Raw genomic sequence first — 25,971 nt, 5'->3', positions numbered from 1 at the left:
CCGGGTGCGGCGATCGACGGCCGCGGGCTCCACCGCTGGCCTGGGTTCGCTCCGCAACGACGGAGCCCTCTCGGAGTTTTGAGCAGTACCGATCGGCAGTAACGACCGCCCGCGTCGGCCTCAGGGCCCTGGCCGCCGGGCATTTGCACTCGCACCTCCCCGACGCCGCACTCGACGTCGTTGCGCCCGTGAATCGCCTCATGAGGCCTCGCCACCGAGCAAGAGGCCCACAACAGACACAAGATTGGAGACAACATGAGCACCCCTCAACGGACCGCGGTGTCCCTCGCCGCCGCCCAAGCCGCGCTGCTGGCGGGCAGTCTGGCCGGCAGCCTCGCTTTCTCCGCCGGCGCCTTTGCACAAGGCGCCCAGACCGCCCCACCTTCGGCCACCGCGCCCGCCGCTGCAGCGTCCGAGGCCAGGTCGGACAACCGCAGCAACACCGCGGCCACGTCCGCCAATGCCGACGCCGGCAAGGACAGCCCGACCCGCGTCGAGACCGTGATCGTCAGCGGCAAGCGCGCCGCCCTGAGCTCGGCCCAACGCATCAAGCAGAACTCCGACGAGATCGTCGATTCCATCGTGGCCGACGACATCGGCAAGCTGCCCGACCGTTCGGTGACCGAGGTGCTGTCGCGCATCGCCGGCGTGGCAATGGACCGCACCATGTCCAAGAGCGATCCGGAGCACTTCTCGGTCGAAGGCTCCGGCGTGACGATTCGCGGCCTGACCTGGGTGCGCTCCGAGATGAACGGTCGCGATTCGTTCTCGGCCAATGGCGGTCGCTCGCTCAACTATGAGGATGTCCCGCCCGAGCTGATGGCGGCGGTCGATGTCTACAAGAATCCATCGGCTGAGCAGATCGAAGGCGGTCTGGGGGGCCTGGTGAACCTGCGCACCGCCTTGCCCTTCGATTTCGACGGCCTCAAGACAGCGTTGTCGGTGCAGTCCACCTACTCGGACCTCAGGGGAAAGTCGTCTCCCAGCGTCTCCGGCCTGGTGAGCAACCGCTGGAACACCGACCTGGGCCAGTTCGGCGCGCTGCTGCATCTGGCGAATTCGCGCAGCGGCACCCGCACCGATGCGTTCCAGGTCGAGCCCTACTATCCGCTGGCCAACGCGGTGGACGGCCAGCCCGCCGGCAGCTACCTCTGGGTGCCCAAGGGATCGGCCTGGCGGACGCTGAATTTCGATCGCAAGCGCGAAGGCCTGTATGGCGCGCTGCAATGGAAGAACCAGACCGTCGACTCCAGCCTCACCTACTTCAAGAGCAAGTACAAGATGCAGTGGGACGAGCGCGCCATCTTCGCGCAGTCCGATCCCTACAAGCTCAAGGTCAGCAACGGTGTCTTCGGCAGCAACGGTGAATTCCTGGCCGGCACCCTGAGCAACAGCGACGGCTCCGGCATCAACTTCGGGGCCGACACCCGCAGCGCCAACCGCAACTCCCAGACCGAGGACCTCGGCTGGCGGCTGAACTGGAAGCCCAACAACCGCTGGCAGCTGACGTCGGACCTGCAGTACATCCGCGCCACCACCGATTCCTTCGATTCCACGGTCGCCACCGGCGTGCAGATGGACAAGGAAACCATCGACCTGCGCGGCAGCCGTCCGCAGCTGATCTTCGACGACGCGGACCGCGCGGCACTGGTCGATCCGTCGCGCTACTACTGGGCCTTCACCCAGGAACACCGCGACAAGAGCAAGGCCACCGAAAAGGCCTGGAAGGGCGATGCCCGGTTCCGCTTCGAAGACGGCGTGCTGCAGGATCTGCGTTTCGGCGTGCGCCTGGCCGAGCGTGATGCCACCACCATCAACACGATTCCCAGCTATTTCTGGTCGCCCATCTCGCAGACCTGGCAACTGGGCTGGGACATCAATCAGCTCGCCTACCTGAACGATCCCCGGTTCAGCGGCAACACCTACGTCTACAACTTCAACAACTTCTTCGGCGGCAAGGCCTCGGTGCCGTCGCTGATCTTCCCGACGCTGAACACCGCGACCGGCTACCCCAGCAGCTATGCCGCGCTGCACAAGTACCACGACATCCTGTGCGCCGAAGCCCACGGCGGTTCCAGCGCCTCCTGCACGCCCTGGGCGCCGGCGAGCTTCGGCACCGATCCCGCCGGCACCAACGACCAGAGCGAGAAGACCCAGGCGGCCTATGCGCAACTGCGCTTCGCCTTTGACGACCTGCCGCTGCCGGTGGACGGCAATGTGGGCCTGCGGGTGGTGCGCACCCGCTCCGAGGCCAGCGGCTACACCGTGTTCACCGGCAAGCCGATCCCGGCGGGCTCGGTGGGCGTGCCGGTGCCGGTGATCGCCGACTTCTCCGAGCAGAACAGTTTCACCCAGACCTACACCAACAGCCTGCCCAGCCTGAACCTGCGCATGAAGGCCACCGAGAAGCTGCAGTTCCGCTTCGCGGTGTCCAAAGCGGTGTCGCGTCCGGACTTCGACAAGCTGCAGGCCTACACCACCCTGTCGCAGGACTTCACCTCCACCACCGATGCCAACGGCGTGACCACCGTCAGCAACGTGACCCGCAGCGGCACGGCGGCCGGCAATCCGATGCTCAAGCCGATCCGCGCCACGCAGGCCGACCTGACCGCCGAGTGGTACTTCAGCCGGTCCGGCTCGCTCACCTTCGCGGCCTTCCACAAGGATCTGAAGGACGTCATCATCAATCAGACGACGTCCAAGACCCTCATCGACAGCAGCGGCCAGGGCCAGAGCTTCACCGTCACCTCGCCGGTGAACGGCGCCAAGGGCAAGGTCACCGGCTTCGAGCTGGCCTTCCAGACCTACTTCGACGCGTTGCCGGGCTGGCTCTCGGGCTTCGGCGTGCAGGCCAACTACACCTATGTGGACAGCAGCACCAAGCTGTACAACCCGGTGAACTCGGTCTACTGCGCCGGCGGCAACAACACCGCCAACCTGAACCTGAACCTCAACGGCTGCGACACCGATGGCCGCACCTTCGGCAACCTGCCCTTGGCCAACCTGTCGAAGAACTCCTACAACCTGTCGCTGATGTATGACCGCGGCCCGATCTCCGCGCGCCTGGCCTACAGCTGGCGCTCGAAGTATCTGCAAGCGGTGAATGTGAACGGCACCAACGGCGGCGACGGCCTGGACACCAATCCGGCCAGCCCCACCGTCGGCCAGACCAACGTCGGCTGGGCGCTGCCGACCTGGGCGGACGGCTACGGCCAGCTCGATGGCGGCGTCTATTACAAGTGGAGCGACCATCTGACGCTGGGCCTGGAAGCGCAGAACCTGACCAATGCGACCTACAAGCAGTTGATGCAGCAGCACATCGGCACGATGGGGCGCGCCTGGTTCGACACCGGCCGGCGCTACACCGTTTCCGCCCGCATGAGCTTCTGAGCCGCGTGCGGACCGCTCCGCGCCGGCCGGGGCGGTCCGCACGGCACAACAGCTGCCGCTCCTCGGCCCTTGGCGGACAGTCCGCCGCCACCGCGATCGATGGGCCCGTCGCCCTCGTCCTATCAGCCAAAGGAAGTTCCGTTGAACAAGGTCTCGTCCCGGTCCCTCGTCTCGCGCCTCGGTCAGGTCCGCGTAGCGCCGCGCCCCCCCGCGACCCCGCGCCGTCCGGCCATCGGCCTTCGCACGTCGATGGGACGCCTGCGCGCCCTCGTGCGCGCCACCGCCCTCGCCCTTCCGATGATGCTGGCCGCAGCGATCGCGACCGGACCGACCCTGGCCGCGGCCGCCGAGCTGCCACGACTGGTCGAACGCGACGGTCGGCACGCCTTGCTGGTGGACGGTCAGCCCTACTTGATCCTGGGCGCCCAGGTCCACAACTCCAGCAACTCGGCCGAGGCCCTGCAGCAGGTCTGGCCGGCGGTGAAGGATGCGCAGGCCAACACTGTGGTGGTGCCGGTGGCCTGGGAGCAGGTGGAAGCGGTCGAGGGCCGATTCGATTTCAGCTTCGTGGATACGCTGCTGGCCCAGGCGCGGGAGCGCAACGTCCGGGTGGTGCTGCTGTGGTTCGCCACCTGGAAAAACACCAGTCCGCAATATGTGCCGGCGTGGGTGAAGTTCGACAACCCGCGCTTTCCCCGCATGCGGGATGCACAGGGCAAGTTCAACTACTGCCTGTCGCCATTCGGCGCGCAGACGCTTGAGGCGGACAAGCGGGCTTTCGTCGCCCTGATGGGCCATCTGAAGCAAGTGGATGAAGCCACCCGCACCGTCATCATGGTGCAGGTGCAGAACGAGGTCGGCACCTACGGCCTGGCGCGCGACCACGGCCCCGAAGCGCAAAAGGCGTTCGAGGCCGACGTGCCCGGCGAGGTGCTTCGGCAGCAGAAGGCCCCGGTGCCGGGCGCGGCCCGTGGGAATTGGAAGGCCGTCTACGGCGACTATGCCGAGCAGTACTTCCACAGCTGGGCCATTGCCCGCTACATCGGTGAAATCGCCGCCGCCGGGCGTCGCGTCTACGACCTGCCGATGTTCGTCAACAACGCGCTGCGGGATCCGCTGGCGCCGATGGCGCCGTGGAAGGAAGACTTCGCCAGCGGCGGCCCGACGCATGACGTCATCGGCCTCTACAAGGCCGCAGCGCCGAAGATCGACATCGTCGGCCCGGACATCTACATGCCCGAGTCGCCCAAGGTCGCGGCCATCCTCCAGCAGTTCCAGCGGCGGGACAACCCGCTGTGGGTACCGGAGATCGGCAATGCCGCCACCTACGCCCGCTACCACTACGCCATCCTCGGCCAAGGCGCGATCGGCGTCGCGCCGTTCGGCGTGGACTATGCGAACTACAGCAACTATCCGCTGGGATCGCCCTATACCGATGCCCGCATGACCGCGCCCATCGCCGCCGTCTACGGGCTGTTCCGACCGATGGCCACGCAATGGGCGCAGTGGGCGCTGGAAGGCCGCACCCACGGCGTGGCCGAAGGCGATGATCGCCAGCCGCAGACCGTGGCGCTCAAGGGCTGGACGGCGAAGGTCAGCTTCGGCGAATGGCAGTTCGGCGAGCGCAGCTGGCCGCAGTTGAAGGACGATGCACCACCCTCGGCCAGCCGTCCCAACGGCGGCGTGGCGATTGCCCAGATCGGCGACGACGAATTCATCGTCGCCGGCCAGCAGGCCCGGGTGCGCTTCGATCCGGACGCCTCGTTCAAGGGCTTGGGCACGATGCTGGTCCATGCCCAGGAAGGCCGCTTCGGCCCGGATGGCCACTGGATCATCAGCCGCCACTGGAACGGCGACCAGGTGGACTGGGGCCTCAACCTGCCCGCCACGCCGACCGTGCTGAGGATCAAGCTCGGCCGTTACTGACGGCTTTCCCAGCCCGCCACCACCCGACGACCACCCTCGCCGCCTTCAACGCGCTCACGGCCTTCACCGCACCGCACACAGGATCCACGCCCCATGCAACGTCGACGCTTCATCGCCCACACCGCCGGCATGGCCGCCCTCTCCGGCGCCGCCCTGCCCGCCGCGATGGCGGCCGACGCGGACGCCTCGGCCCGCCCCACCGTCGAGCCCTACGACTGGCGCAGCGTGCCCTTCGGCGGCGGCGGCTACATCGACGGCTTCCTGTTCCATCCCCGCGAGGCCGGCCTGCTGTACTGCCGCACCGACATCGGTGGCGCCTACCGCTTCGATCCGCAGGCGCGTCGCTGGTGGCCGTTGCTGGACCATCTCGACAAGGCCGATGCCGATCTGATGGGCGTGCTCAGCCTGGCGGTGGACCCGCGGGATGCGGATCGTCTGTACGCCCTGTGCGGCCTCTACCTGTCCAAGGAGGTGCGCGACGGCGCGCTCCTCGCTTCGACCGACCGCGGACGCAGCTGGACCGTGCATGAGCTGGGCGTCAAGGTCGGTGGCAACTCGCCGGGCCGCGGCAGCGGCGAGCGGCTGCAGGTGGATCCGTGGGCTGGCGAGGTGCTCTATCTCGGCAGCTCGCAGGACGGCCTGTTGAAAAGCACCGATCGCGGCCGCCGCTTCCGCCAGCTCGACCTGCCGGTAAGGCACGTCTCGCTGGTACTGATGGATCCCGCCAGCGGCAGCGCCGGCAAGCCGGCCTCGCGGCTCTATGTCGGCAGCCACGACCAGCCGGGCCTGTATGTCTCCGACGACGGCGGCAAGACCTTCCAGCGCGAACCCGGCACGCCGGCCCAGGCACCGCAGCATGCGGCGATCGGACCGGATGGGGTGCTCTACGTGGCCTTTGCGATCGGGGATGGCGTCCATGTGGCCAATCCCAGCTATGCCACCACGGGCGGCATCTGGAAGCGCGACCCCGGACACGGTCGCCCGGTGTGGACGGAGATCACTCCGGTCAAGCCCGGTATCGGGCTGAAGGGCTTCGGCTACTCCGGCCTGGATGTGGATCGCCAGCAGCCGGGTCGGCTGATCGTCTCCACCATCGAACGCTGGGCGGAGGGCGACGACCTGTTCCTCAGCGAGGACGGCGGCGCGCACTGGACGGCCCTGGGCGCCCGATCGCGCCACGAGGTCGCGGCCCGCCCCTGGCTGGCCAACTACAAGCGCGCCACCCGGCGTCCCGATCCCATGGGGCACTGGATCGCGGATGTGAAGATCGACCCGTTCAACAGCGCCCGCGCGGTCTACGGCACCGGCTACGGCCTGTGGATGACGGACAACCTCACGCAAGCCACCCAGGCCGCCCGCACGGCCGGTGCTGCCGGTCCTTCCGACGTCGCCAATGCCGCCGATGCCGCGGGCACCGTGAACTGGCGCTTCGAGGTCAACAACATCGAAGAAACCGCCACGCTGGAAATCCGCAGCCCCTCGGGCGGCGCAGCCTTGCTGGCCGCCATGGGCGATGTCTCCGGCGCCGCCTGGGACGACCTGACCCAATCGCCGGCCACTGGCCTGTTCGCCCCCAGCAACGAGACGAATCGCTCGGTCGATGTCGCCGAACTGGAACCGCGCGTGCTGGCCCGCACCTCGGACCATGTCGCCACCGGCGGCTATGCCTCGATCGACGGCGGCAAGAGCTGGCGTGCATTCGGCCCCTCCGACCGCGTGGCCAAGACCGCGCAAGGCCATCGCGCGCCGACCGGCCTGGTCGCCGTCAGCGCAAAGGGAGGCTTCATGGTCTGGGCACCGGAACGCCAACCGGCGCTCTGGTCCAAGGACCAGGGTCGCCGTTGGGCCCGCTGTGACGGCTGGCCCGCCGACCCCGGCCCGCTGCTGGCGCCGGTGGCCGATCGCGCGGTGGAAGGCGTGTTCTACCTGCTGGACCGCGCGCAGGGCCGGGTGCTGATGAGCGTCAACGGCGGGCAGTCCTTCGCCCCCGCGCTCACCGGCCTGCCCGCGCTGAACGACGGCCAGAACGCGCAGTTGATCAGCGCCCCGGGCCGCGGTCGCGACCTCTGGCTGGCGCTGCCTCACGGCCTGTTTCGCCTGTCCGGCACCGAGAACGCGCTGGGGGCGCCCAGCGCCATCCCGCCGGTGGCCGAGGCCTGGATGGTCGCGCTGGGCAAAGCCGCCCCTGGCGCGCCGTACCACGCGATCTATGTCTGGGGCAGGGTCTCGGCGGGCGGCGCCTCGCCGGTGGAAGGCTACTTCCGCAGCGATGACGAAGGCCGGCACTTCGTGCGCATCGGCGATGCCTTGCACCGCTATGGCCGGCTGCTGTCGATGACCGCCGATCCGCTCACCCACGGCACCGTGTTCCTGGCGCCGCACGGCCGCGGCGTGATCATCGGTCGTCCGCAGTCCAAGGCGAAGGCTCAGCCATGAGGCTTCCGACCGTCTCCCCCCGTCACAACCCGATGACCACGTCCCATCGTTCCTCCGACGTCGCCCATCGCCGCCCGGCATCGCCGACGCCGCGCCTGGCACGCGCACGGGCCGCCACCGCGTCGGCGCTGCTGGCGGTCACCCTGTGGCTGCTGCCACTGGCGCCGCTGGCCTTGATGGTGGCCCCCGCGGCGGCGACGGCCTCGGACCTGCGCCTGCACTACACCGCCCCCGCGCCCGACACGCCGCAGGGCTGGGAGCGTCAGGCCTTGCCGATCGGCAACGGGCGCCTGGGCGCGATGCTGTTCGGCGGGCTCGCGCAGGACCGGGTGCAGTTCAACGAGAACTCGCTGTGGACCGGCGACAGCCGTGTCATGGGCGCCTACCAGCCCTTCGGTGATCTGATGCTGAGCCTGCCCAGCCACGACGTCCACACCGACGACTACCAACGCAGCCTGGACATCGGCGACGCCATCCATCGGGTCGACTACCGCCGGGGCGATGTGCGGTTCCGGCGCGAAGTGCTGGCCAGCCATCCGTCGCAGGTGATCGTGCTGCGCCTGAGCGCCGACCGGCCCGGGCAGTACAGCGGCAGCCTGGCGCTGCGGGATCGGCATGGTGCGCACCTCGTGGCCGCCGGCCAGCGGCTGTATGCCACCGGCTCGCTCGCCGGCTATGTGGTGCCACGCACCGATGGCCAGCCCAACGACCAGACGCCCAGCACCAACCGCCTGAGCTATGCGGCCCAGGCGCAGGTCGTGGCGGAGGGCGGCTCGGTGCGGGTCGACGGCGACCGCCTGGTGTTCACCGGCTGCGATGCGCTCACCATCGTGCTGGGCGCGGGCACCAGCTATGTGCCGGATGCGGCCCGCGGCTTCCAGGGCGAGCATCCGCTCGCGCGGGTCACGGCGCAGGTGGATGCTGCTGCCGCATTGCCGTGGCCGGAGTTGCGGGCACGGCATGTGGCCGACCACCGCCGCTATTTCGATCGGCTCTCGCTGCGCCTGGGTCGCAGCGACGCCGCGCGGCGCGCCCTGCCCACCGACGAGCGGCTGCAGCGCTACACCCGCGACGGCCGGGATCCCGAGCTGGAGGCCCTGCAGGCGCAGTTCGGCCGCTACTTGCTGATCGCCAGTTCCCGCGATGCCCTGCCCGCCAATCTGCAGGGCCTGTGGAACGACAGCCTGACGCCGCCGTGGAATTCGGACTATCACACCAACATCAATGTCCAGATGAACTACTGGCCGGCGGAAACGGCCAACCTGGCGGAGATGGCGCAGCCGTTCCTGCGCTTCGTGCAAAGCCAGGTGCCGGTCTATCGCCGGGCGGTGGCCGAGGTCGCCGCTCAATCGGTGAAAGCGCAGGCGCAGGCGCAGGCCCAGGCACAGGCACAGGACAAGGCAGCGGGGCCGGCGGCGTCGTCAGCCTCCAGCGAGCCGATCCCGATCGATGCCCATGCCGGCAATGCCCGTCCGCCCGAAGAGCGCTTCCTGGATGCGCAGGGCCGGCCGGTGCGCGGATGGACGGTGCGCACCGAGTCCAATCCGTTCGGCGCCATGGGCTACCTGTGGAACAAGACCGGCAATGCCTGGTATGCCCAGCACTTCTGGGAACACTATGCCTTCGGCGGCGACAAGCGCTATTTGCGCGAGGTGGCGCTGCCGCTGATGAAGGAGGTGGTGAGCTTCTGGGAAGGCCAGCTCAAGACCTTGCCGGACGGCACCTTGGTCGCGCCGATGGGCTGGTCGCCCGAGCATGGCCCGGTGGAGGATGGCGTCAGCTACGACCAGCAGATCCTGTGGGACCTGTTCAACAACGCGGTGGCCGCTGCGGATGCGCTCGGCACCGAGCCCGCCTGGCGCCGTCGGGTGGCATCGCTGCGGGACCGGCTGGCAGGACCGAAGGTCGGCCGCTGGGGCCAGTTGCTCGAATGGCGGGAGGAGAAACGCGATCCGGTGCTGGACACCCCCGGCGACACCCATCGCCATGTGTCGCATCTGTTCGCCCTGTTCCCGGGCCGCCAGATCTCGCCTGCTCGCACGCCTGAATGGGCCGCCGCCGCGCGCCGCACCCTGGAAGCCCGCGGCGACGCCGGCACCGGCTGGTCCATGGCCTGGAAGATGGCCTTCTGGGCGCGCCTGGGCGACGGTGACCGTGCCTACCGCATGCTGCGCGGCCTGCTCGCCACGCCCGGTGCCCGCGCGGCCGAACAGCGCGACACCGGCACCGAGCACAACAACGCCGGCGGCACCTATGCCAACTTGCTGGATGCGCATCCGCCGTTCCAGATCGACGGCAACTTCGGCTATACCGCCGCGGTCGTCGAGATGCTGATGCAGTCCCACGACGGCGACATCGCCCTGCTGCCGGCGCTGCCCTCGGCCTGGCCCGATGGCGAAGCGACCGGCCTGCGGGCCCGCGGCGGTCTCGAGGTCGACCTGCGCTGGGCGGCCGGCCGCCTCACCCAGGTCCGGCTGCGGGCGTCGAGCAACGGTTTCAGCGGGGCCCGCCCAGTGACATTGCGCGTGGGCGATCGCCGCATGACGCTCAGCCTCCAGCCCGGAGACGTTCGCCAGCTTGATGGCGAACTTCGACCGATCCGATGACGGACCACCGCGCCTGCATGCGCCCGGGCCCCGACCTCCCCACGATCTCAACGCCAACCCACCCATGACGCTGTCACCCCTCCTCATGACTGTCACCACCGCCGCCCTGCTGTCCGCGGGCGCCTCGGCCCTGGCGGCCGATGGCACCTCTGTCGCTGCCGCTGCTGCCGCCGCGGCCGCCACGGCCGTGTCCCCGTCCACGGCCGCCGCTGACGAGTTGCGGCTCTTCGTGGGTCAGCCGCTGCCCGGTTATCGGGTGACGGTGGGGGACTTCGAACAGAGCCAGACCCTGAGCGGCGACACAGCCGAGGTGCCCAAGCCGGCGCAGCCGAAGGTCGAGGCCAGCCAGGTCGGTGCCCGTCGCAGTGCCAAGGACAGCGCCCGCGATGCGCTGACCCTGCAGTGGAAGGACGCCTGGTCGGCCAACCTCCGGCTGGAAGGCGGCCCGCCGGTGGACCTGCGCCCGTACCTGGCCCACGGCACGATCGAATTCGACATCCAGGTCAAGGACCTCAGCCAGGCCGGCCTCGTCTTCAAGCTGGCCTGCGGCGACGGCTGCGAGCGCAAGGTCAACTACCTGATCCCCGGCCGCGCGCTGGAGGGCAAGGGCTGGCAGCGGCTGTCCTTCGCCTTGTCCTGCTTCCATCGGGAGGGCGATGATTTCAGCCGGGTGACCCAGCCCTTCGCGGTGGACACCAGCGGTCGCGGCGAGCTCTCGATCGCGAATGTGCGGGTGCTGCGTCGCGGCCAGGCCAATGCGGTCTGCGCCGACTACCGCACCGAATCGGTGACGCCGTCCCCGCTGCTGCAGGCCTGGGCGCTGGAGTGGTGGATGCCGCGCCATGAGCAGAAGCTCGCCGAGATCCGTGCGCTGCGCGAGGCCGGCAAGAACCCGGAGGTGGTGTTCATCGGTGACTCCATCACCCACGGCTGGGAAGACGCCGGCAAGGCCGTCTGGGCCGAGCATTTCGCGAAGTACCAGGCGCTGGACCTGGGCTTTGGCGGCGACCACACCGAGAACGTGCTGTGGCGGCTGCAGCATGGCGAGATCGACGGCATCGCCCCCAAGGTGGCGGTGATGATGATCGGCACCAACAACACCGGCGACCGCCAGGAAGACCCGCGCACCACCGCCGCGGGCATCCGCCGGCTGATCGACGAGATCCGCATGCGCCAGCCCGCCACCAAGATCCTGCTGCTGGCGATCTTCCCGCGCGACCCCAAGCCGGACAGCCGCCTGCGCGCCATCAACCACCAGATCAACCAGTTGATCCGCGGTTTCGCCGATCAGCAGGTCGTCCACTTCCTGGACATCAACGCCGCCCTGATGAATGCCGACGGCACGCTCTCGGCCGACGTGATGCCCGACTGGCTGCACCTCAGCGAACGCGGCTACCGCCAGTGGGCCGAGGCGCTGCATCCCACGCTGACCCGGCTGCTGGCCGAGTCCCGCTGAGGCCGCCCTCGCGCCCTGGCCCTGGCCCTTGCCCTCCCCTTCACTTTCCACCAAGAGCAGTCCCTTGACGTCCACCACCCCCACGCCCCCCGCCGACCGTCCGACGCCGTTCGGCTACGCCTCGCCCTTCCCTGACCGCTTCGTGTTCGGGGTGTCCGCTTCCGCACCGCAGATCGAAGGCGCGGCCTTCGAGGGCGGCAAGGGCGAATCCAACTGGGACCGGTTCGCCCGCCAGCCCGGTGCGGTGCACGGCGGCGACACGCTGGACGTGGCGGTGGACCACTACCACCGCTTCGACGAGGACTTCGCGCTCATGGCCTCGCTGGGGGTGAAGGACTATCGGCTGTCGATCGCCTGGCCACGCATCATTCCGGACGGCACCGGTGCGGTGAACGAGGAAGGCATCGCCTTCTATCACCGCCTCTTCGCCAGCCTGAAGAAGCACGGCATCACGCCGTGGGTCACCCTGTTCCACTGGGACCTGCCGCTGGCGCTGGAAGCGCGCGGCGGCTGGACCTCCCGCGAGACGGTCGATGCCTTTGCCCGTTATGCCGAGGTGGTGGTCAAGGCCTTTGCCGGCGAGGTCAAGCACTGGATCACCCTCAACGAGATCCGCTGCTTCACCATGCTGGCCTACGGCTTCGGCACCAAGGCACCGGGACGCCGTGAATCGGCGGCGGTGGTCAACCAGACCTATCACCATGCGATCGTCAGCCACGGCCATGCGGTGCGGGCGGTGCGCCAGTTCGGCGGTCCGGGCGCCCAGGTCGGATTGACCGACAACAGCGATGTCTGCGTGCCAGTCACCGAGACCGAGGCCGACATCGCCGCCGCAACGGCCTGGTTCCGCGACCGCAATGCCCACATCCTGGGCGCGATCCACGCCGGCCACTATCCGCCGAGCTACCTGAAGCGGGCGGGAGCGGACGCCCCGACCGTGCTGCCGGGCGACTTCGAGCTGATCAGCCAGCCGACCGACTTCCTCGGCCTGAACATCTACACCGCCCACTATGTGCGCGCCGCCGACAACGAACTCGGCTACGAGCAGCTGGTGCTGCCGGCCAACTACCCGCGCGCCGATCCGCCCTGGCTGCACCTGGTGCCGCAATCGATCTACTGGGCGCCGCGCCTGGCCACCGAGCTGTACGGGCATCGTTCGATCTACATCACCGAAAACGGCTGCGGCTATGACGACGAGCCGGTGCGCAACGGCGAGGTCCACGACCTGCACCGCCGCGACTTCCTGCGCAGCCATCTGCGCGAGGTGCATCGCGCCATCGGCGACGGCGTGCCGATCGACGGCTATTTCCTCTGGTCCTTCATCGACAACTTCGAGTGGGAAGACGGCTACCAGCGCCGTTTCGGCATCGTGCACTGCGATTACGAGACACTGCAGCGCACGCCCAAGCTCTCCGCGCGCTACTACGCCGAGGTGATGCGGGCGCGTCGCATCCTCTGATGCGCCCGTCCACCCAGCCGCTCCGGCGGCTGCCACCGCAGAGACCGTCACCATGAGCACGCCCCCCTCCAGCACCAAGGCCCGCACCACCCGCCATGCCGCGACGCTGGCGGACGTGGGCCGCGAGGCGGGCGTGTCCGCCATGGCGGCCTCCGCTGTGCTCAATGGCGCCAAGACCTCGGCGCGCATTTCCGACGAGACGCGGGATCGCATCCTGGAGGCGGCGCGGCGCCTGAACTACCGGCCCAATGCCACGGCCCGCGCCCTGACCCACCGCCGCATGAACACGCTCGGCCTGGCGACGACGCTGTCCCGCGATGAACTCAACCAGTACTTCCTGGAAGTGTTCAACGGTGTGATCGAGGCGGCGGCGGAGCTGGGGCAGAACACCACCGTGTTCGCCCTGCCCGACTGGGCCCAGGGCGCGGCGCGCATTCCGCAGCTGTGCGACGGCCGCATCGACGGGCTGATCCTGCTCGCGCCGCTGCTGGGTGCGGAAGATGCGCGCTTCCTGCCGGACCACACCCCGATCGTCAGCATCCATGCCAACGTGGACTTCCCCGGCGTGATCAATCTGGAATCGGATGAAGAGGCCGGTGCGCAGGCGATGGTCAGCCATCTGCTGGCGCTGGGGCATCGGCGCATCCTGCATCTGGCGGGGCCGTCGCATTCGCTCGGGGCCCGGCGCCGGGTGGACGGTTATCGGCGGGCGCATGAACTGGCGGGCATCGAGCCGCCGCCGGACCATGTCGTCGTCGGCGACTTCAACACCGAATCGGGCCGGCGGCTGCTGACCCAGTGGCTGCAGGCGCACCGCGGCGAAGAGATGCCGCAGGCGATCTTCGCCGGCAATGACGCCATCGCCATGGGCTGTCTGGACGTGCTGACCGCCCGCGGCATCGCCGTGCCGCAGCAGGTGTCGCTGGTGGGCTTCGACGACACGGTGCTGGCCCGCGCGGCGCGGCTGGCCACCGTGCGTCAACCGCTGCGGGAGCTGGGCCAGCGGGCCGCGCGCCTGCTGGTGGACAGCGTGGATGCCAAGCTGGGCGACGCTGCGCCGCCCACCGTCACCAACCTCGTGCTGCCGACCGAACTCGTGGTCGGCACCACGCTTGGCGCACCGCGGTCCCAGCCGCTGCGCATCGAATGAAACCCGGGGTCACCCCGCCAACGCCATGAGCGCCACACCTTTGACTCCCCATTCCCCTGCCGACGCCGAGGGGCCTGCCGGCGCAGCCGCAGGGGCCCCGCCGTCCGGATCCCGCGCCGGCGACCGCGTGCCGACGCGGCAGAAGGTGGGCTACGGCCTGGGCTCGCTGATCGACATGTGGGGCCATTGGCTCTATCCGTCGCTGGCCTTCCATGTGTTCAACGTCTTCCTGGGGGTGGCGCCGGGCCTGATCTCGACGGCGCAGATGATCAAGATCTTTGTCGACGCGGGCTCCGACGCGCTGTTTGGCTGGATCTCCGACAACACCCGCACCCGCTACGGGCGGCGTCGGCCATTCATCCTGGTCGGCGGCGTGCTGGCGGGCATCGGGCTGCCGCTGATGTTCGCGGTCGGCCGGGGCTGGACCGACACGCAGTACTTCATCTTCATGGTGGTCTCCACCATCATCTATGTGCCGGTGATGAGCTGCTTCAACATGCCCTGGCTGAGCCTGGGTGCGGAGATGACGCCGGACTATCACGAGCGCACCCGGGTCATGCAGGCCCGCAACGCGATCCAGAAGGCCCCGGAGCTGGCGATGTTCTTCGCCGCGCAGTTCACCACGCTGGCGATCTTCCGCGGCGCCGATGGCAAGCCCGACATCCTGCTGGGCGCGCAGACCTACTGCGCCATCCTGGGCGCGATCATGGTGGCGGTGTCCATCATCATGTTCTTCGTGGTGCGGGAGCGCTATTACGTCTCGCTGGTGGCGCGCACCCAGAGCCACATTCCGTTTGCCGACACCCTGTGGCGCACCTTGCGCTGCAAGCCCTTCCGCTATGTGCTGCTGATGATGCTGGCCTACGGCATGGGCACCGCGATGGTGGCGGCACTGGGCTACTACGCCACGGTCTATTACGTCTGCCATGGCGATGTGGCCCTGGCCACCAAGTGGAACACCGCCATGGGCCTGTCGGGCATGGTGTTCGGCTTCCTGGGCATTCCGTTCTTCGGCAGCGTGGCCAAGCGGCATGGCAAGCGGGCGGCACTGGCGCTGGTGCTGATCCTGGCCATCTGCGCCTTCATCGGCGACTGGTGGCTGTACGACCCGGCGCGCCCGGCGCTGCAGCTGCTGGCCTGCGGCTTCGTGGCCTTCACCGGTGCCGGCTTCTGGACGCTCTACGGCTCCACCGTGGCGGACGTGGTGGACTACGACGAACTGCAGACCGGCCAGCGCCGCGAGGGCTCGTTCTCGGCCTGCCAGTCCTGGATCTCGAAGGTGGGCATCGCGCTGGGCGTGGGCGCCTCGGGTTGGATCCTGCAGTTCACCGGCTTCGATTCCAAGCTGCCGGCTCAGTCGGAGCATGCGATCTTCATGATCCGCATCCTGCTGTCGGGCATTCCGGTGATCGGGCTGGTGCTGGCGCTGGTGGCGCTGATGCGCTTCGAACTGACGGAGAAGCGGATGCTGGAGATTCGCGATGCGCTGGAGGCGCAACGCGGCGTGGTATGAAACGGCACACAACGGTGGGATGAGCTGGATAAACTGATCGCCAGCCCTCCCAGGAGAACGTTGTGCTTGCTTCCACTGCCTCTGAGTCCGATCTGGCGTTTCAGCGTGAAGTCGAAGCGGGCGATGTGCCCGCCTCCGCGTTCGATCACCTGGCGCACTTGCGGCTGGCCTATGTGTACCTGTGCCAAGGGGATCTGGCGCAGGCGCAACACAAGATGCGCCGAGCACTGCGCTCGTTTCTCGAAGCCAACGGCATTCCGGCGGCCAAGTACCACGAGACCCTCACCAGGGCCTGGGTCATGGCGGTGTCGCACTTCATGAATCGACGAAGCAGCCCGTCGTTCTCAGCGTTTGTGGCGCACAGCCAGCCGCTTCTGGACACCCAGGTCATGCTCACCCACTACTCGGCCGCCGCGTTGTTTTCCGAGCGCGCCCGCGCGGCCTTTGTCGAGCCCGACCTCGAGGCGATCCCTGGGTAGTCCAAGCGGCGTTCCGATCGCCCTACCGCCCCACGGACGCAGACGTTCGAAATCATCGAACCTGTCAGGTACCCACCTCCGGGAGCGTCAGCCCGCCGCCCCGGCCACCCCTTCCACCTGGGCACGCAAGCGGGCGTTCTCCGCCTCCAACGCCGCCAAGCGCTCATTCAGGGGCTGGATCGCCTCGGCCACTTCGGACTCGGTGAACCGAGGCACGATGTGGCGCGGGCAGTTCCAGTCAAAGTTCTGCAAGCGCAACCGGATGATCCGTTCCACCTTGGTGCCCTTGCCGCCCTGCCCGCCGGGGCCGTCCAAGACCAAGGCGGTCAGCGCAGGATCGGCGTCCAGCGCCACCGCCTCGGCATGGGCGTAGATCTTCAGACGGGTGCGGTGGCGGTAGTCCATCAGGAACAGACAGGCCTTGTCGCTCGCCGCCAGGTTGCCGACGCTGATGTACTGGAAGTTGCCCCGATAGTCGGCAAACGCCAGGGTGCGGTCGTCCACCAGCTTCAGGAAGCCCTTGGGGCCGCCCCGGTGTTGCACATAAGGCCAACCCGTCTCCGAGGTGGTGGCAAGGTAGAAGCTGTCGCGGTCGGCAATGAACTCGGCCTCGCCGTCGCTGAAGCGATCGAACTCGCGGTGGCCGAGAAAGCCCTCCCACATGTGCGCCACCCCTTGCGCCTGTTGAACCGCCTTCACCGCCGGCGTGACCGCCACATCCAGGAATCCGTAAGCCATGGGCCTCTCCAGTTCGACTGACAATTCGTCCGCCGTCAGGGAGACGATATCGGGGCGGCGCCCACGGAACAATCCGCTGAACTTGAGCAACACCTGCGCACGGAGTGAGGAGATCGATGGACAGACTGGATGCGATGGCGCTGCTGCTCGACACCCTGGACGCCGGCAGCTTCTCAGCCGCTGCGCGGCTGCGGGGCATTCCGGTGGCCACGCTGACCCGCCACATCGGCCAGTTGGAACAGCAACTGGGCGCCGACCTGCTGATTCGCAGCACCCGTCGGCTGACCCTGACCGAGGCCGGGCAACGTTACGTCGCCAGTGCGCGGCAGGTGCTGATGCAGGTGGACGAGATGGAGCGGGATGCGGCGGGCGAGTTCGTGGCGCCCACCGGGCGACTGGTGATCAGCGCGCCACGGGCGTTCGGACGCCTTCACCTGCTGCCGCTGGTGCGGGAGTTCCTGCTGCAGCATGAGGGGATCCAGGTCGACCTGCAGTTGGCAGATCATCACGTCGACCTGGTGGGCGGCGCGGCCGATCTGGCGCTGCGGATCGGCACCCTGCCCGACAGCGGCCTGATTGCGACCCGTCTCGGCACGATGCGGTCGGTGATCGCGGCCAGTCCGGCGCTGCTGGCCCAGTGGGGCCCGGTGAATCAGCCCGAGGATCTTGCGCCCTGGCCCGAGGTCGCGGTGGACATTCCCTTGCCCACCCTGGCGACGCGGGGCGCAGGCGTCGGCCAGGAGCGGTTCGGGCGGCAGGTCCGGCTGACAGTGTCTGGTGCAGAGGCCGCGGCGGACGCCGCACAGAGCGGCATCGGCTTCGTTCGCCTGCTTCATTACCAGGTGGCCGATGCCGTGCAGGCTGCTCGCCTGGTGCTGCTGCTCACCGCTTCGGAGTCGGCGCCCGTGCCGGTGCATTTCGTCCACGCGCCGTTGACCCAACTGCCGCTCAAGACGCGTCGCTTCCTGGACTTCGCCAGCGACCGGCTCCGTGACGCGTTGCGCGCGTTGGCGCGGATCGGTGCGCCGGGCTGAACCCAGCGTCTTGATCGGCAGCCCGGACCCGCTGCACGGCAAGGTCGCGCAGGGTCAGGTCTCACCCTGAACGGGCTGCTCCGACTTCCCGGGCGGCTTCGGTGTCGCCGGTGTCTCCACCTTCTCGGCCGTCTCCGTCTTTTCAGTCTTTTCAGCGCTTTCGGCCCCCTCGACCTTCACCGCCTTTTCAGGAGCGCCGGACGCATCCTGGCGTCGCTTCTCCAGACGCGCCCGCAGCACACCGTTGACTTCGGCGCCGTAGATCAGCGTGGTCGCGCTCATGTAGAGGAAGACCAGCGTCGCGACCACGCCTGCGAAGCTCCCATACAGCAGGGCGAGCTTTCCCGCGCTGCGCAGCGTGTACGACAGCACCGCCGCGGCGGCCACCCAAAGCACCGCCCCCACCACCGCACCCGGCAGCACGGTGCGCAAGCGCTGCGGCGTGTCGGGCAGCCAGCCATACAGCAGCGCATAGAGCAGCACCAGCACCGGCAGCGCGACGCCATAGCGGACGCTGTGACGCAGCCACAGGGTGTCCTGACCCGCGCCGACGCTGCGCTCCAGCGCCTCCCAGACATACGGCATCACGATCACCGAGCTGAAGATGAGCAGGATCCCGCCGCCCACCACCACGGTAAACAGAGTGACCTTGAGCCGCGCCTTCCAGAAAGGCAGGCCGCGCTGGATGCCGTAGGACCGGTTCAAGGCGGTGCGCACCGCCTGCATGCCGGACGAGGCGGTCCACAGCGTCACGAACAGCCCGATGGCCAGCAGCGCCTGACTGCGCTGCGCCAGCACCTGGTTGACCACCGGCTGCAAGGCGCTGCGCACCAGCGGCGGCGCGTACTCCACGGCACGGGTGGCCAGTGCGGCAGCATCCCCGGGCGAGCCGATGTAAGCCGCGCCGGCGGACAGCAGCAACAGCAGCGGAAACATCGACAGGACCGACGAGAACGCCATGCTGCCGGCCTGGTTGGCGCTCTGGTGCAGCACATAGTTGCGGATGGCCTGCAGCAGTACGCCGATCACCGGCAGGCGCATGACCGACCGCTGGAGGCGCTGGAAGCGGTCTTTCAGGCGCGACATGGCCGCCCCGCCGAATCCGCCGGATTCTCTAGAGCGGCCAGACCGACCAGATCGGACCTCTCCAGATCTGGCCTCTCCGATAAGGCAGTCAAGGCGGGCCTGGGCGGTGCGCCCGGTGCGAGGCACCACAGCAAAGGGACGGCGAGGTTCACGGACAGACCTGGGTTGGCGCTGCTGAGGAGGTCCGGCGTGACCCGACCGGCGCGAACGACGGGAATGACGACGCGATCGGGCGGACACGGCGGAGGCGGCGTGGCGGTCTCAGCAAACAGCGCGCCCGAGTGCCGTCAGGTGGCGTCAGGTGGCGTCAGGTGGCGTCGGATGGCGTCGAATCGAGTCGAGCGATCCCGGCGGCAAAAGCGTCCGAAAAGTCGAGCTTGCGCGAGGACGTCCGGATTGCGCTAGGGTGAGGCCAAATTTGGGAACCCTCATGACCAACCACGATCAAGACCACCCCGCCCACCGCGCCGATCCGGCCTCTGCCGCTTCCTCCATCGTCTCCGTCGCGCCGCTGGGCATGCCCTGGGAAACACTGGATCCGTTCCTGTTCTGCGTCCACCATGACGATGCCTACCCGCCGGGGAACGGGCGGTACGGTCCGGATCCGGCCCTGCTGGCGGGCCGGCAGATCGGGTCGGACTTCTCCGGCAAGAACGGCTGGAGCATGTACCACGGGCAGCAGGTGCCGGGCTTCCCGGCCCATCCCCACCGCGGCTTCGAGACGGTCACGATCGTGCGTAAGGGTCGCATCGACCATTCCGATTCGCTGGGCGCCGGCGCCCGCTTCGGTGGCGGCGACGTGCAATGGCTCACAGCCGGCAAAGGCATCGTCCATGCGGAAATGTTCCCGCTGCTGCGCACCGATCAGCCCAATGCGCTGGAGCTGTTCCAGATCTGGCTCAACCTGCCGGCCGACAGCAAGATGGTCGAGCCGCACTTCACCATGTTCTGGTCGCAGGACATTCCTCGGCAGACGTTCCTCGATGACGCGGGCCACGCCACCGAGGTGGTGATCATTGCCGGCGCCCTGCCCGTCCCGGACTCCAGCAACGGCCACGGCAGCGCTCCAGACTCCCTGCACGGCGGCGTGGCGAAGCCGCTCGCGCCGCCGCCGGACTCATGGGCCTCGCGCCTGCACTCGGACCTGGCGATGTGGACGCTGCGGATGGCGCCCGGCGCACGATGGGTGCTGCCGCCGGCCCTGGGCGACGGCACACGCCGCAAGCTCTACTTCTTTGCTGGCAGCCGCATCCGCGTCGATGGTCAGTCGGTGCCGGTGAGTTCATCGATCGAGGTCCGCGCAGGCGCGACCGTGGAATTGGTCAACGGGGATGAGCCTGGGGAGCTGCTGATGCTGCAAGGTCGTCCGATCGGCGAGCCGGTGGCGCAGTACGGGCCGTTTGTCATGAACACCGAGCAGGAGCTTCGCCAGGCGTTCGAGGACTACCGCCGCACCGAGTTCGGCGGCTGGCCCTGGCCGGACACCGCCCCGGTGCATGGAGAGGAAGACGGCCGCTTTGCGCGACATGCGGATGGGCGAACGGAGCGGCATCCGTCGCAGGACTGACGGGCGACTGACGCCCGCCTGAGGTTCGCTCAGTCGGCGCGGTCGCCCCTCAAGATGAATTGGCGCCCGTCATTGAGCGCGACTCGGACGGCCAACTGTCCGTGCTCATTGACCGAGACGGGATTCAAGGCGAAGTCCGTCACTGTCGCCCCGAAGAGCGAGTCACCGCGCCCCAGCAGGCGCTGCGGCTCGTCGCTGCCGGCATAGATGCCAAGCTGGCCGCCCACGGGCGTGCCATAGAACGCCACCAACCCGGCGTTGTTGATCAGAACGCCGCGCAGGCTCTCGAACTGTGAGCCGGCGTTGACCAGGCAGTGCCGTTCATCGTGGTCCTGCAAATAGATGCCCCAGCCGCCCGATGCCTGTCTCGCGGCGAACGCCACCTGGCCAAGATCGTTGAGGATGGGAAAACGGCCCAGCTCACTGAACGCCGGACCCGTCGCCGCGATCCGGCGAGGCTCGCCGTCGTGCTGCAAGAAGAGGCCCTGTTGCCCATCGGTCAGATTGGCGCGGTAGACGATCGCTCCGCGCTGATTGATGACCGGCAACCCTTCGAATCCGGCGATGGATCCGCCGGCTGCGGCGATCGTCTCCCAGGTGTCTCTGCGCCAAATCTGGGTGAAGGCCTGGCCGGAGCGACCGACCGCTCGCACCGCCACCTCCTGGCGGTCGTTCATCGTGGGGCCGAGCGGGCCGATGGACTCAGCCGGCGCTAACGGACGAATGGCTTGCAAACCTCGCTCCGCGTCGATCAGCACCAGCGCCGCCTCGCCGCCCTGCAGGGTCGCGTAGATCGACAGCGACGCGCGGGCATCCAGGTCCGGATGGCTGGCGAAGCGTTCAACCGGGCTGCCTGGATCGGTACTCAGCGCGACAGCCATGACGTCGCGTCCATTGCTCACGAACACCCCGGTGCCGCCTGCCTCCAGCGCAGCCTGGAACGCGACCCGCCCTTCATCGTTGATGGACGGGACATACGGAGAGAAATCGGAGAAGTGGTCGGCGTTCGTGGCCAGGACGGTCCAGGTCCAATTGCGAGATTCAAGGTCCATTCACACCGTCCAAACGCCAAATCAATGGATCGATTGTGAGGGAATCTGGATGGCACGATCCTGCAGCACCCGTGTCCGGATCTACGGATGCAAATGAAGCGGATGCGCGATCAAGACATCAGCGGCTTTGCCGCGCGATCAAAGGACTTCACTCGTCCTGCTGGGGCCATCCATCACAGGTCGTCTCCTGGATGTCGCAGATTCGATTCACCCAGACTCTGAATCGGCCCGGCTTGACGCCCTGTCTGGCCTGAGGGTGAATTCGCATCGTGGCACGAAGGTCTTTGGGAATCGCGTTTTCTCGAAACTCCAGCCGTACCCAGTGACCGGAGCAGTCTACCGGCCGGCTGGCGTCCATCAGCGCATCGCTGTCGAGGGTCTCGCCCTCTCCCACCTGCATCAGTACCGATGAATCGCTGCGGGGCGCCGAACGCCCCACGCTGGCCTGGGATTTGACCAGCATCTTGTTGCCGCTAATCCAGCCCTCCTCGGCATACGTCGGACGCGGCTTACGAGCCGACAGGCCACTGAAGTCGACGGCCTTTCGAATCTGAAACCATCCCTGCCTGCTGCTGATCACGTCGACTTCCACCCGCTCTTGCAGGCTGTCGGTCTTGCTGAACCAGGTCGGCGGCAGCGTGCCAAGAATCGTCGCGGTGCTGCTTGGCGCTGACCGGACGTTCACGCCCGCAGGGTCACGCTCTTCAATGAATGCGCCGAATGAGCAGCTCTTTGATTCATCAGCGCGTGCGTCCGCAGGTGCCAGGGCCGTCAATGCCGTTCCCAGCACCACCGCATGCACAACCTGTCGGTGCGCAGAGGCCATCAACCAAGCCATGGTGGAAACGGCTGAAGTGATGAGGGAAAGATCGAAAGCATCGGCCAAGATTCCGCAGGATGGGCTGCTCTTGCCGGTCGAAGTCGACCGTCGTCATCGCCCATCCCGCGAGTATCGCTCGCCGAGACCCGCGCTCCTACGAGCCATCAGGCGCGGCATCGACGATCATCCTCGGAACGCTCGACGCGCTCATCCCTTGCGCTTGTTGTAGACATCCACGAACACCGCCGCCAGCAGCACCAGCCCCTTGATCACCTGCTGGTAATCGATGCCGATGCCGAGGATGGACATGCCGTTGTTCATTACGCCCATCACAAAGGCGCCGATCACCGCGCCCATGATCTTGCCCACACCGCCGGAGGCCGAGGCGCCGCCGACAAAGCAGGCCGCGATCACGTCCAGCTCAAAGCCCAAACCCGCCTTCGGCGTGGCCGTGTTCAGGCGCGCCGCGAACACCAGTCCCGCCAGCGCGGCCAGGGCTCCCATGTTCACGAAGGTGAGGAACGCAATCCGCTGCGTCCGCACGCCCGACAGCCGCGCCGCCTTTTCGTTGCCGCCGACCGCATAGACGCGGCGTCCCAAGGTGGTCCGCCCCGCAATGAAGTCGTAGGCCAGCGTCAGGGCGACCATGACCACCATCACCGTCGGCAGGCCCTTGTAGGACGCCATCAGCCAGCTCATGGCCAGCACCGCCACCACAATGATGGCCTGACGGGCGATGAAGACCGGCGAGGGTTCCGTCTCCATGCCGTGACGGATGCAGGCATTGCGATGGCGCCAGGACACGATCACCGCCGTCACCGCCAGCAGCACGCCCAGGCCGAGCGTGGTCGGACGCGGATCCTCCTGGCCGAACAGCTCCGGCAGGAAGCCGGCGCTCAGGGCCTGGAAGGCGTCCGGGAACGGGCCGAGCGACTGGCCCTGCAGCAGCGCCAACGCCAGGCCCTTGAACACCAGCATGCCGGCCAGCGTGACGATGAACGAGGGAATGCCCAGGTAGGCGACGAACCAGCCTTGTGCGCCACCAATCACCGCGCCCACCAGCAAGCACACCAGCCCGGCGGGCAGCGCGGGCCAGTTGTAGTTGACCATCAGCACCGCCGCGAGTGCGCCGATGAAGCCGCAGACCGAGCCCACCGACAGGTCGATGTGCCCCGCCACGATCACCAGCAGCATGCCCAGCGCCATGATGACGATGTAGCTGTTCTGCAGCACCAGGTTGGTCAGGTTCAGCGGCTGCAGCAAGGTGCCGTCGGTGAGCACCTGGAACAGCAGCATGATGCCGACCAGCGTCAGCAACATGCCGTAGTCGCGCAGGTGGCGCTTGAGGAAGTGGGCCACGCCGTTGGCGCCGTGGCCCGATCCGGGCGGCTTGGGGGACGGCGCCGCACGGGTTTCGGTCGGCGTGCCCTTGCCCTGGGCACCATGGGCCGGGGCGGTCATCAGGGTCTCAGGCATAACTGGTCTCCTTGGCGCCGACGATGGCGCCCATGATTCGTTCTTGTGTCGCCTCGGTGCGGTCCAGCTCGGCCACCAGGCGCCCTTCATTCATGACATAGGTGCGGTCGCACATGCCCAGCAGCTCGGGCATCTCCGACGAGATCATCAGGATCCCGCAGCCGCTTTCCGCCAACTGCGCGATCAGGCCGTAGATCTCGAACTTGGCGCCGACATCGATGCCGCGGGTCGGTTCATCCAGGATCAGCAGCCGCGGTTGGGAGAACAGCCACTTGGCCAGCACCACCTTCTGTTGATTGCCGCCCGACAGATGCATCACCTCCTGGCTGACATCGGCGCAGCGGGTGGCCAATTGCCGGCGGTAGTCCTGCGCCACGTTGTGCTCGCGGGCTTCGTCCAGCACGCCGAAGCGGGACACGCCCGGCAGATTGGCCAGGCTGGTGTTCCAGGCAATCGAATCGTTGAGCAGCAGGCCGAGGGACTTGCGGTCCTCGGTGACATAGGCGAGTCCCGCCGCCACCGCCTTGGGCACGGTGGACACATCGATCACCTGGCCGTCCATCATCGCGGTGCCGGTGATCCGGCGGCCGTAGCTGCGACCGAACACGCTCATCGCCAGTTCGGTCCGCCCCGCGCCCATCAGGCCGGCGATGCCGACGATCTCGCCGCGACGCACCGTCAGATTGACGCCCTTCACCACCTCGCGCCCGGTCTGCACCGGATGCTGCACATGCCAGTCGCGCAGCTCGAACAGCAGCTCGCCGATCTTGGGCACGCGGCGGGGGAAGCGGTCGGCCAGGTCGCGGCCGACCATCGCCTGGATGATGCGGTTCTCGCTCACCGGCTCGTGGCGGCAGTCCATGGTGGTGATGGAGCGGCCATCGCGCAGCACGGTCAGCCGGTCGGCGACGCGGGTGATTTCCTTGAGCTTGTGGGAGATGAGGATGCAGGCAATGCCCTGCGCCTTCAGCTCCATCAGGCGGTCCAGCAGCGCATCGCTGTCGGACTCGTTGAGGCTGGCGGTCGGCTCATCCAGGATCAGCAGCCGCACCGACTTGGCCAGCGCCTTGGCAATCTCCACCAGCTGTTGCTGACCGATGCCCAGGTCCGCGATCCGGGTGTCCGGCGATTGGCGCAGGCCCACACGGGCCAGCAGTTCGCGGGCACGATCGTGCATGGCCAGCCGGTCGATCACGCCCAGGCGGGCCGGCTCATGGCCGAGGAACAGGTTCTCGGCAATCGAGAGCTGCGGCACCAGCGCCAGCTCCTGGTGAATGATGATGATGCCCAGGGCCTCGCTGTCGGTGATGCCGGCAAAGCGGCGCTCCTCACCCTGGAAGCGGATCTCGCCCTCGTACGACGGATGCGGATAGACGCCGCTGACGACCTTCATCAGCGTGGACTTGCCGGCGCCGTTCTCGCCGACGACGGCATGGATCTCGCCGGGATGCACCACCAGATGGACGTTCTCCAGCGCGGTCACGCCATGGAAACGCTTGGTGATGCCCCTTAATTCGAGCATGGGCGCGGCCGCTTCGGCGCCGCGCGGGTTGGGCATGGCGCCGGCAGGCACCGTGCTGGATTCGGCTTCAGACATCAGCCCCTCCAAAGAGTCAGACGGACACTGACGGCGCCACAGGGGGACCGTCAGCCTCGCTCGATCGGCTCGGACCAGGCGCCTCGAAGGCACCCTACCCGGCCCCGGGAACACGCGCCGAGCATCGGCGCGGGGTCACGCAGGCGATCGGTCCGGATGCGGAGCGTCGCGGACCGATCGGGCAGG

At 68.0% G+C, this 25,971-nt stretch carries 17 protein-coding genes; 11 read left to right on the top strand and 6 right to left on the bottom strand.

Annotated features, from left to right (window positions below):
* Positions 1-255 precede the first annotated feature (255 nt).
* The 9 genes from N4261_RS12885 (at position 256) to N4261_RS12845 (ending at position 16,415) form a co-directional block, all read left to right on the top strand.
* On the top strand, positions 256-3,390 hold the full coding sequence (locus N4261_RS12885; protein WP_261760534.1) for a TonB-dependent receptor: 3,135 nt from the start codon (positions 256-258) through the stop codon (positions 3,388-3,390).
* A 249-nt stretch (positions 3,391-3,639) separates the two neighbouring features.
* On the top strand, positions 3,640-5,316 hold the full coding sequence (locus N4261_RS12880) for a DUF5597 domain-containing protein (RefSeq protein WP_261760533.1): 1,677 nt from the start codon (positions 3,640-3,642) through the stop codon (positions 5,314-5,316).
* Positions 5,317-5,409: 93 nt separating this feature from the next.
* On the top strand, positions 5,410-7,752 hold the full coding sequence (locus N4261_RS12875; RefSeq protein ID WP_261760532.1) for a hypothetical protein: 2,343 nt from the start codon (positions 5,410-5,412) through the stop codon (positions 7,750-7,752).
* A complete protein-coding gene (locus N4261_RS12870; RefSeq protein ID WP_261760531.1) occupies positions 7,749-10,358 on the top strand; it encodes a glycoside hydrolase family 95 protein in 2,610 nt (869 codons plus the stop codon). The genes N4261_RS12875 and N4261_RS12870 overlap by 4 nt, the downstream gene beginning before the upstream one ends.
* A gap of 85 nt (positions 10,359-10,443) precedes the next feature.
* Positions 10,444-11,814, top strand: coding sequence for a GDSL-type esterase/lipase family protein (locus N4261_RS12865; protein ID WP_261760530.1), 1,371 nt, complete (start codon positions 10,444-10,446; stop codon positions 11,812-11,814).
* Between the two features lie 64 nt (positions 11,815-11,878).
* Positions 11,879-13,273, top strand: a complete 1,395-nt coding sequence (locus N4261_RS12860; protein ID WP_261760529.1) for a GH1 family beta-glucosidase — start codon at positions 11,879-11,881, stop codon at positions 13,271-13,273.
* 52 nt (positions 13,274-13,325) lie between these two features.
* Positions 13,326-14,423, top strand: coding sequence for a LacI family DNA-binding transcriptional regulator (locus N4261_RS12855; RefSeq protein WP_261760528.1), 1,098 nt, complete (start codon positions 13,326-13,328; stop codon positions 14,421-14,423).
* A gap of 25 nt (positions 14,424-14,448) precedes the next feature.
* Positions 14,449-15,936, top strand: a complete 1,488-nt coding sequence (locus tag N4261_RS12850) for an MFS transporter (RefSeq protein ID WP_261760527.1) — start codon at positions 14,449-14,451, stop codon at positions 15,934-15,936.
* Positions 15,937-15,998: 62 nt separating this feature from the next.
* A complete protein-coding gene (locus tag N4261_RS12845) occupies positions 15,999-16,415 on the top strand; it encodes a hypothetical protein (protein ID WP_261760526.1) in 417 nt (138 codons plus the stop codon).
* 87 nt (positions 16,416-16,502) lie between these two features.
* Here the strand turns inward: N4261_RS12845 and N4261_RS12840 are convergent, their stop codons facing one another.
* Positions 16,503-17,153 (bottom strand): pyridoxamine 5'-phosphate oxidase family protein, encoded by a 651-nt coding sequence (locus N4261_RS12840; RefSeq protein WP_261760525.1) that lies wholly within the window; start codon positions 17,151-17,153, stop codon positions 16,503-16,505.
* 116 nt (positions 17,154-17,269) lie between these two features.
* Here N4261_RS12840 and N4261_RS12835 point away from each other — a divergent pair, with 116 nt between their 5' ends.
* Positions 17,270-18,187 carry a LysR family transcriptional regulator gene (locus N4261_RS12835; RefSeq protein WP_261760524.1) on the top strand — a complete coding sequence of 306 codons (918 nt, stop codon included), beginning with the start codon at positions 17,270-17,272 and terminating at the stop codon, positions 18,185-18,187.
* Positions 18,188-18,241: 54 nt separating this feature from the next.
* Here the strand turns inward: N4261_RS12835 and N4261_RS12830 are convergent, their stop codons facing one another.
* Positions 18,242-19,273, bottom strand: a complete 1,032-nt coding sequence (locus N4261_RS12830; RefSeq protein WP_261760523.1) for a YihY/virulence factor BrkB family protein — start codon at positions 19,271-19,273, stop codon at positions 18,242-18,244.
* A gap of 430 nt (positions 19,274-19,703) precedes the next feature.
* Here N4261_RS12830 and N4261_RS12825 point away from each other — a divergent pair, with 430 nt between their 5' ends.
* Positions 19,704-20,840, top strand: a complete 1,137-nt coding sequence (locus N4261_RS12825; RefSeq protein ID WP_261760522.1) for a pirin family protein — start codon at positions 19,704-19,706, stop codon at positions 20,838-20,840.
* Positions 20,841-20,869: 29 nt separating this feature from the next.
* Here N4261_RS12825 and N4261_RS12820 read toward each other — a convergent pair whose 3' ends face one another.
* From N4261_RS12820 to mmsA, 4 genes are all read right to left on the bottom strand, one after another.
* A complete protein-coding gene (locus N4261_RS12820) occupies positions 20,870-21,892 on the bottom strand; it encodes a choice-of-anchor tandem repeat NxxGxxAF-containing protein (RefSeq protein ID WP_261760521.1) in 1,023 nt (340 codons plus the stop codon).
* A 148-nt stretch (positions 21,893-22,040) separates the two neighbouring features.
* The gene (locus N4261_RS12815; RefSeq protein ID WP_261760520.1) at positions 22,041-22,778 is read right to left on the bottom strand and encodes an SH3 domain-containing protein; all 738 of its coding nucleotides are present in this window, start codon (positions 22,776-22,778) and stop codon (positions 22,041-22,043) included.
* Between the two features lie 141 nt (positions 22,779-22,919).
* Positions 22,920-24,173, bottom strand: a complete 1,254-nt coding sequence (gene mmsB, locus N4261_RS12810) for a multiple monosaccharide ABC transporter permease (RefSeq protein ID WP_435532063.1) — start codon at positions 24,171-24,173, stop codon at positions 22,920-22,922.
* Between the two features lie 7 nt (positions 24,174-24,180).
* Positions 24,181-25,710: a multiple monosaccharide ABC transporter ATP-binding protein gene (gene mmsA / locus N4261_RS12805; RefSeq protein ID WP_261760699.1), complete on the bottom strand. Its 1,530-nt coding sequence runs from the start codon at positions 25,708-25,710 to the stop codon at positions 24,181-24,183.
* Positions 25,711-25,971 lie beyond the last annotated feature (261 nt).

The sequence above is a fragment of the Roseateles amylovorans genome (assembly GCF_025398155.2).
Lineage (GTDB): Bacteria > Pseudomonadota > Gammaproteobacteria > Burkholderiales > Burkholderiaceae_C > Roseateles > Roseateles amylovorans.
This window is presented reverse-complemented; position numbering and strand designations above follow the sequence as displayed.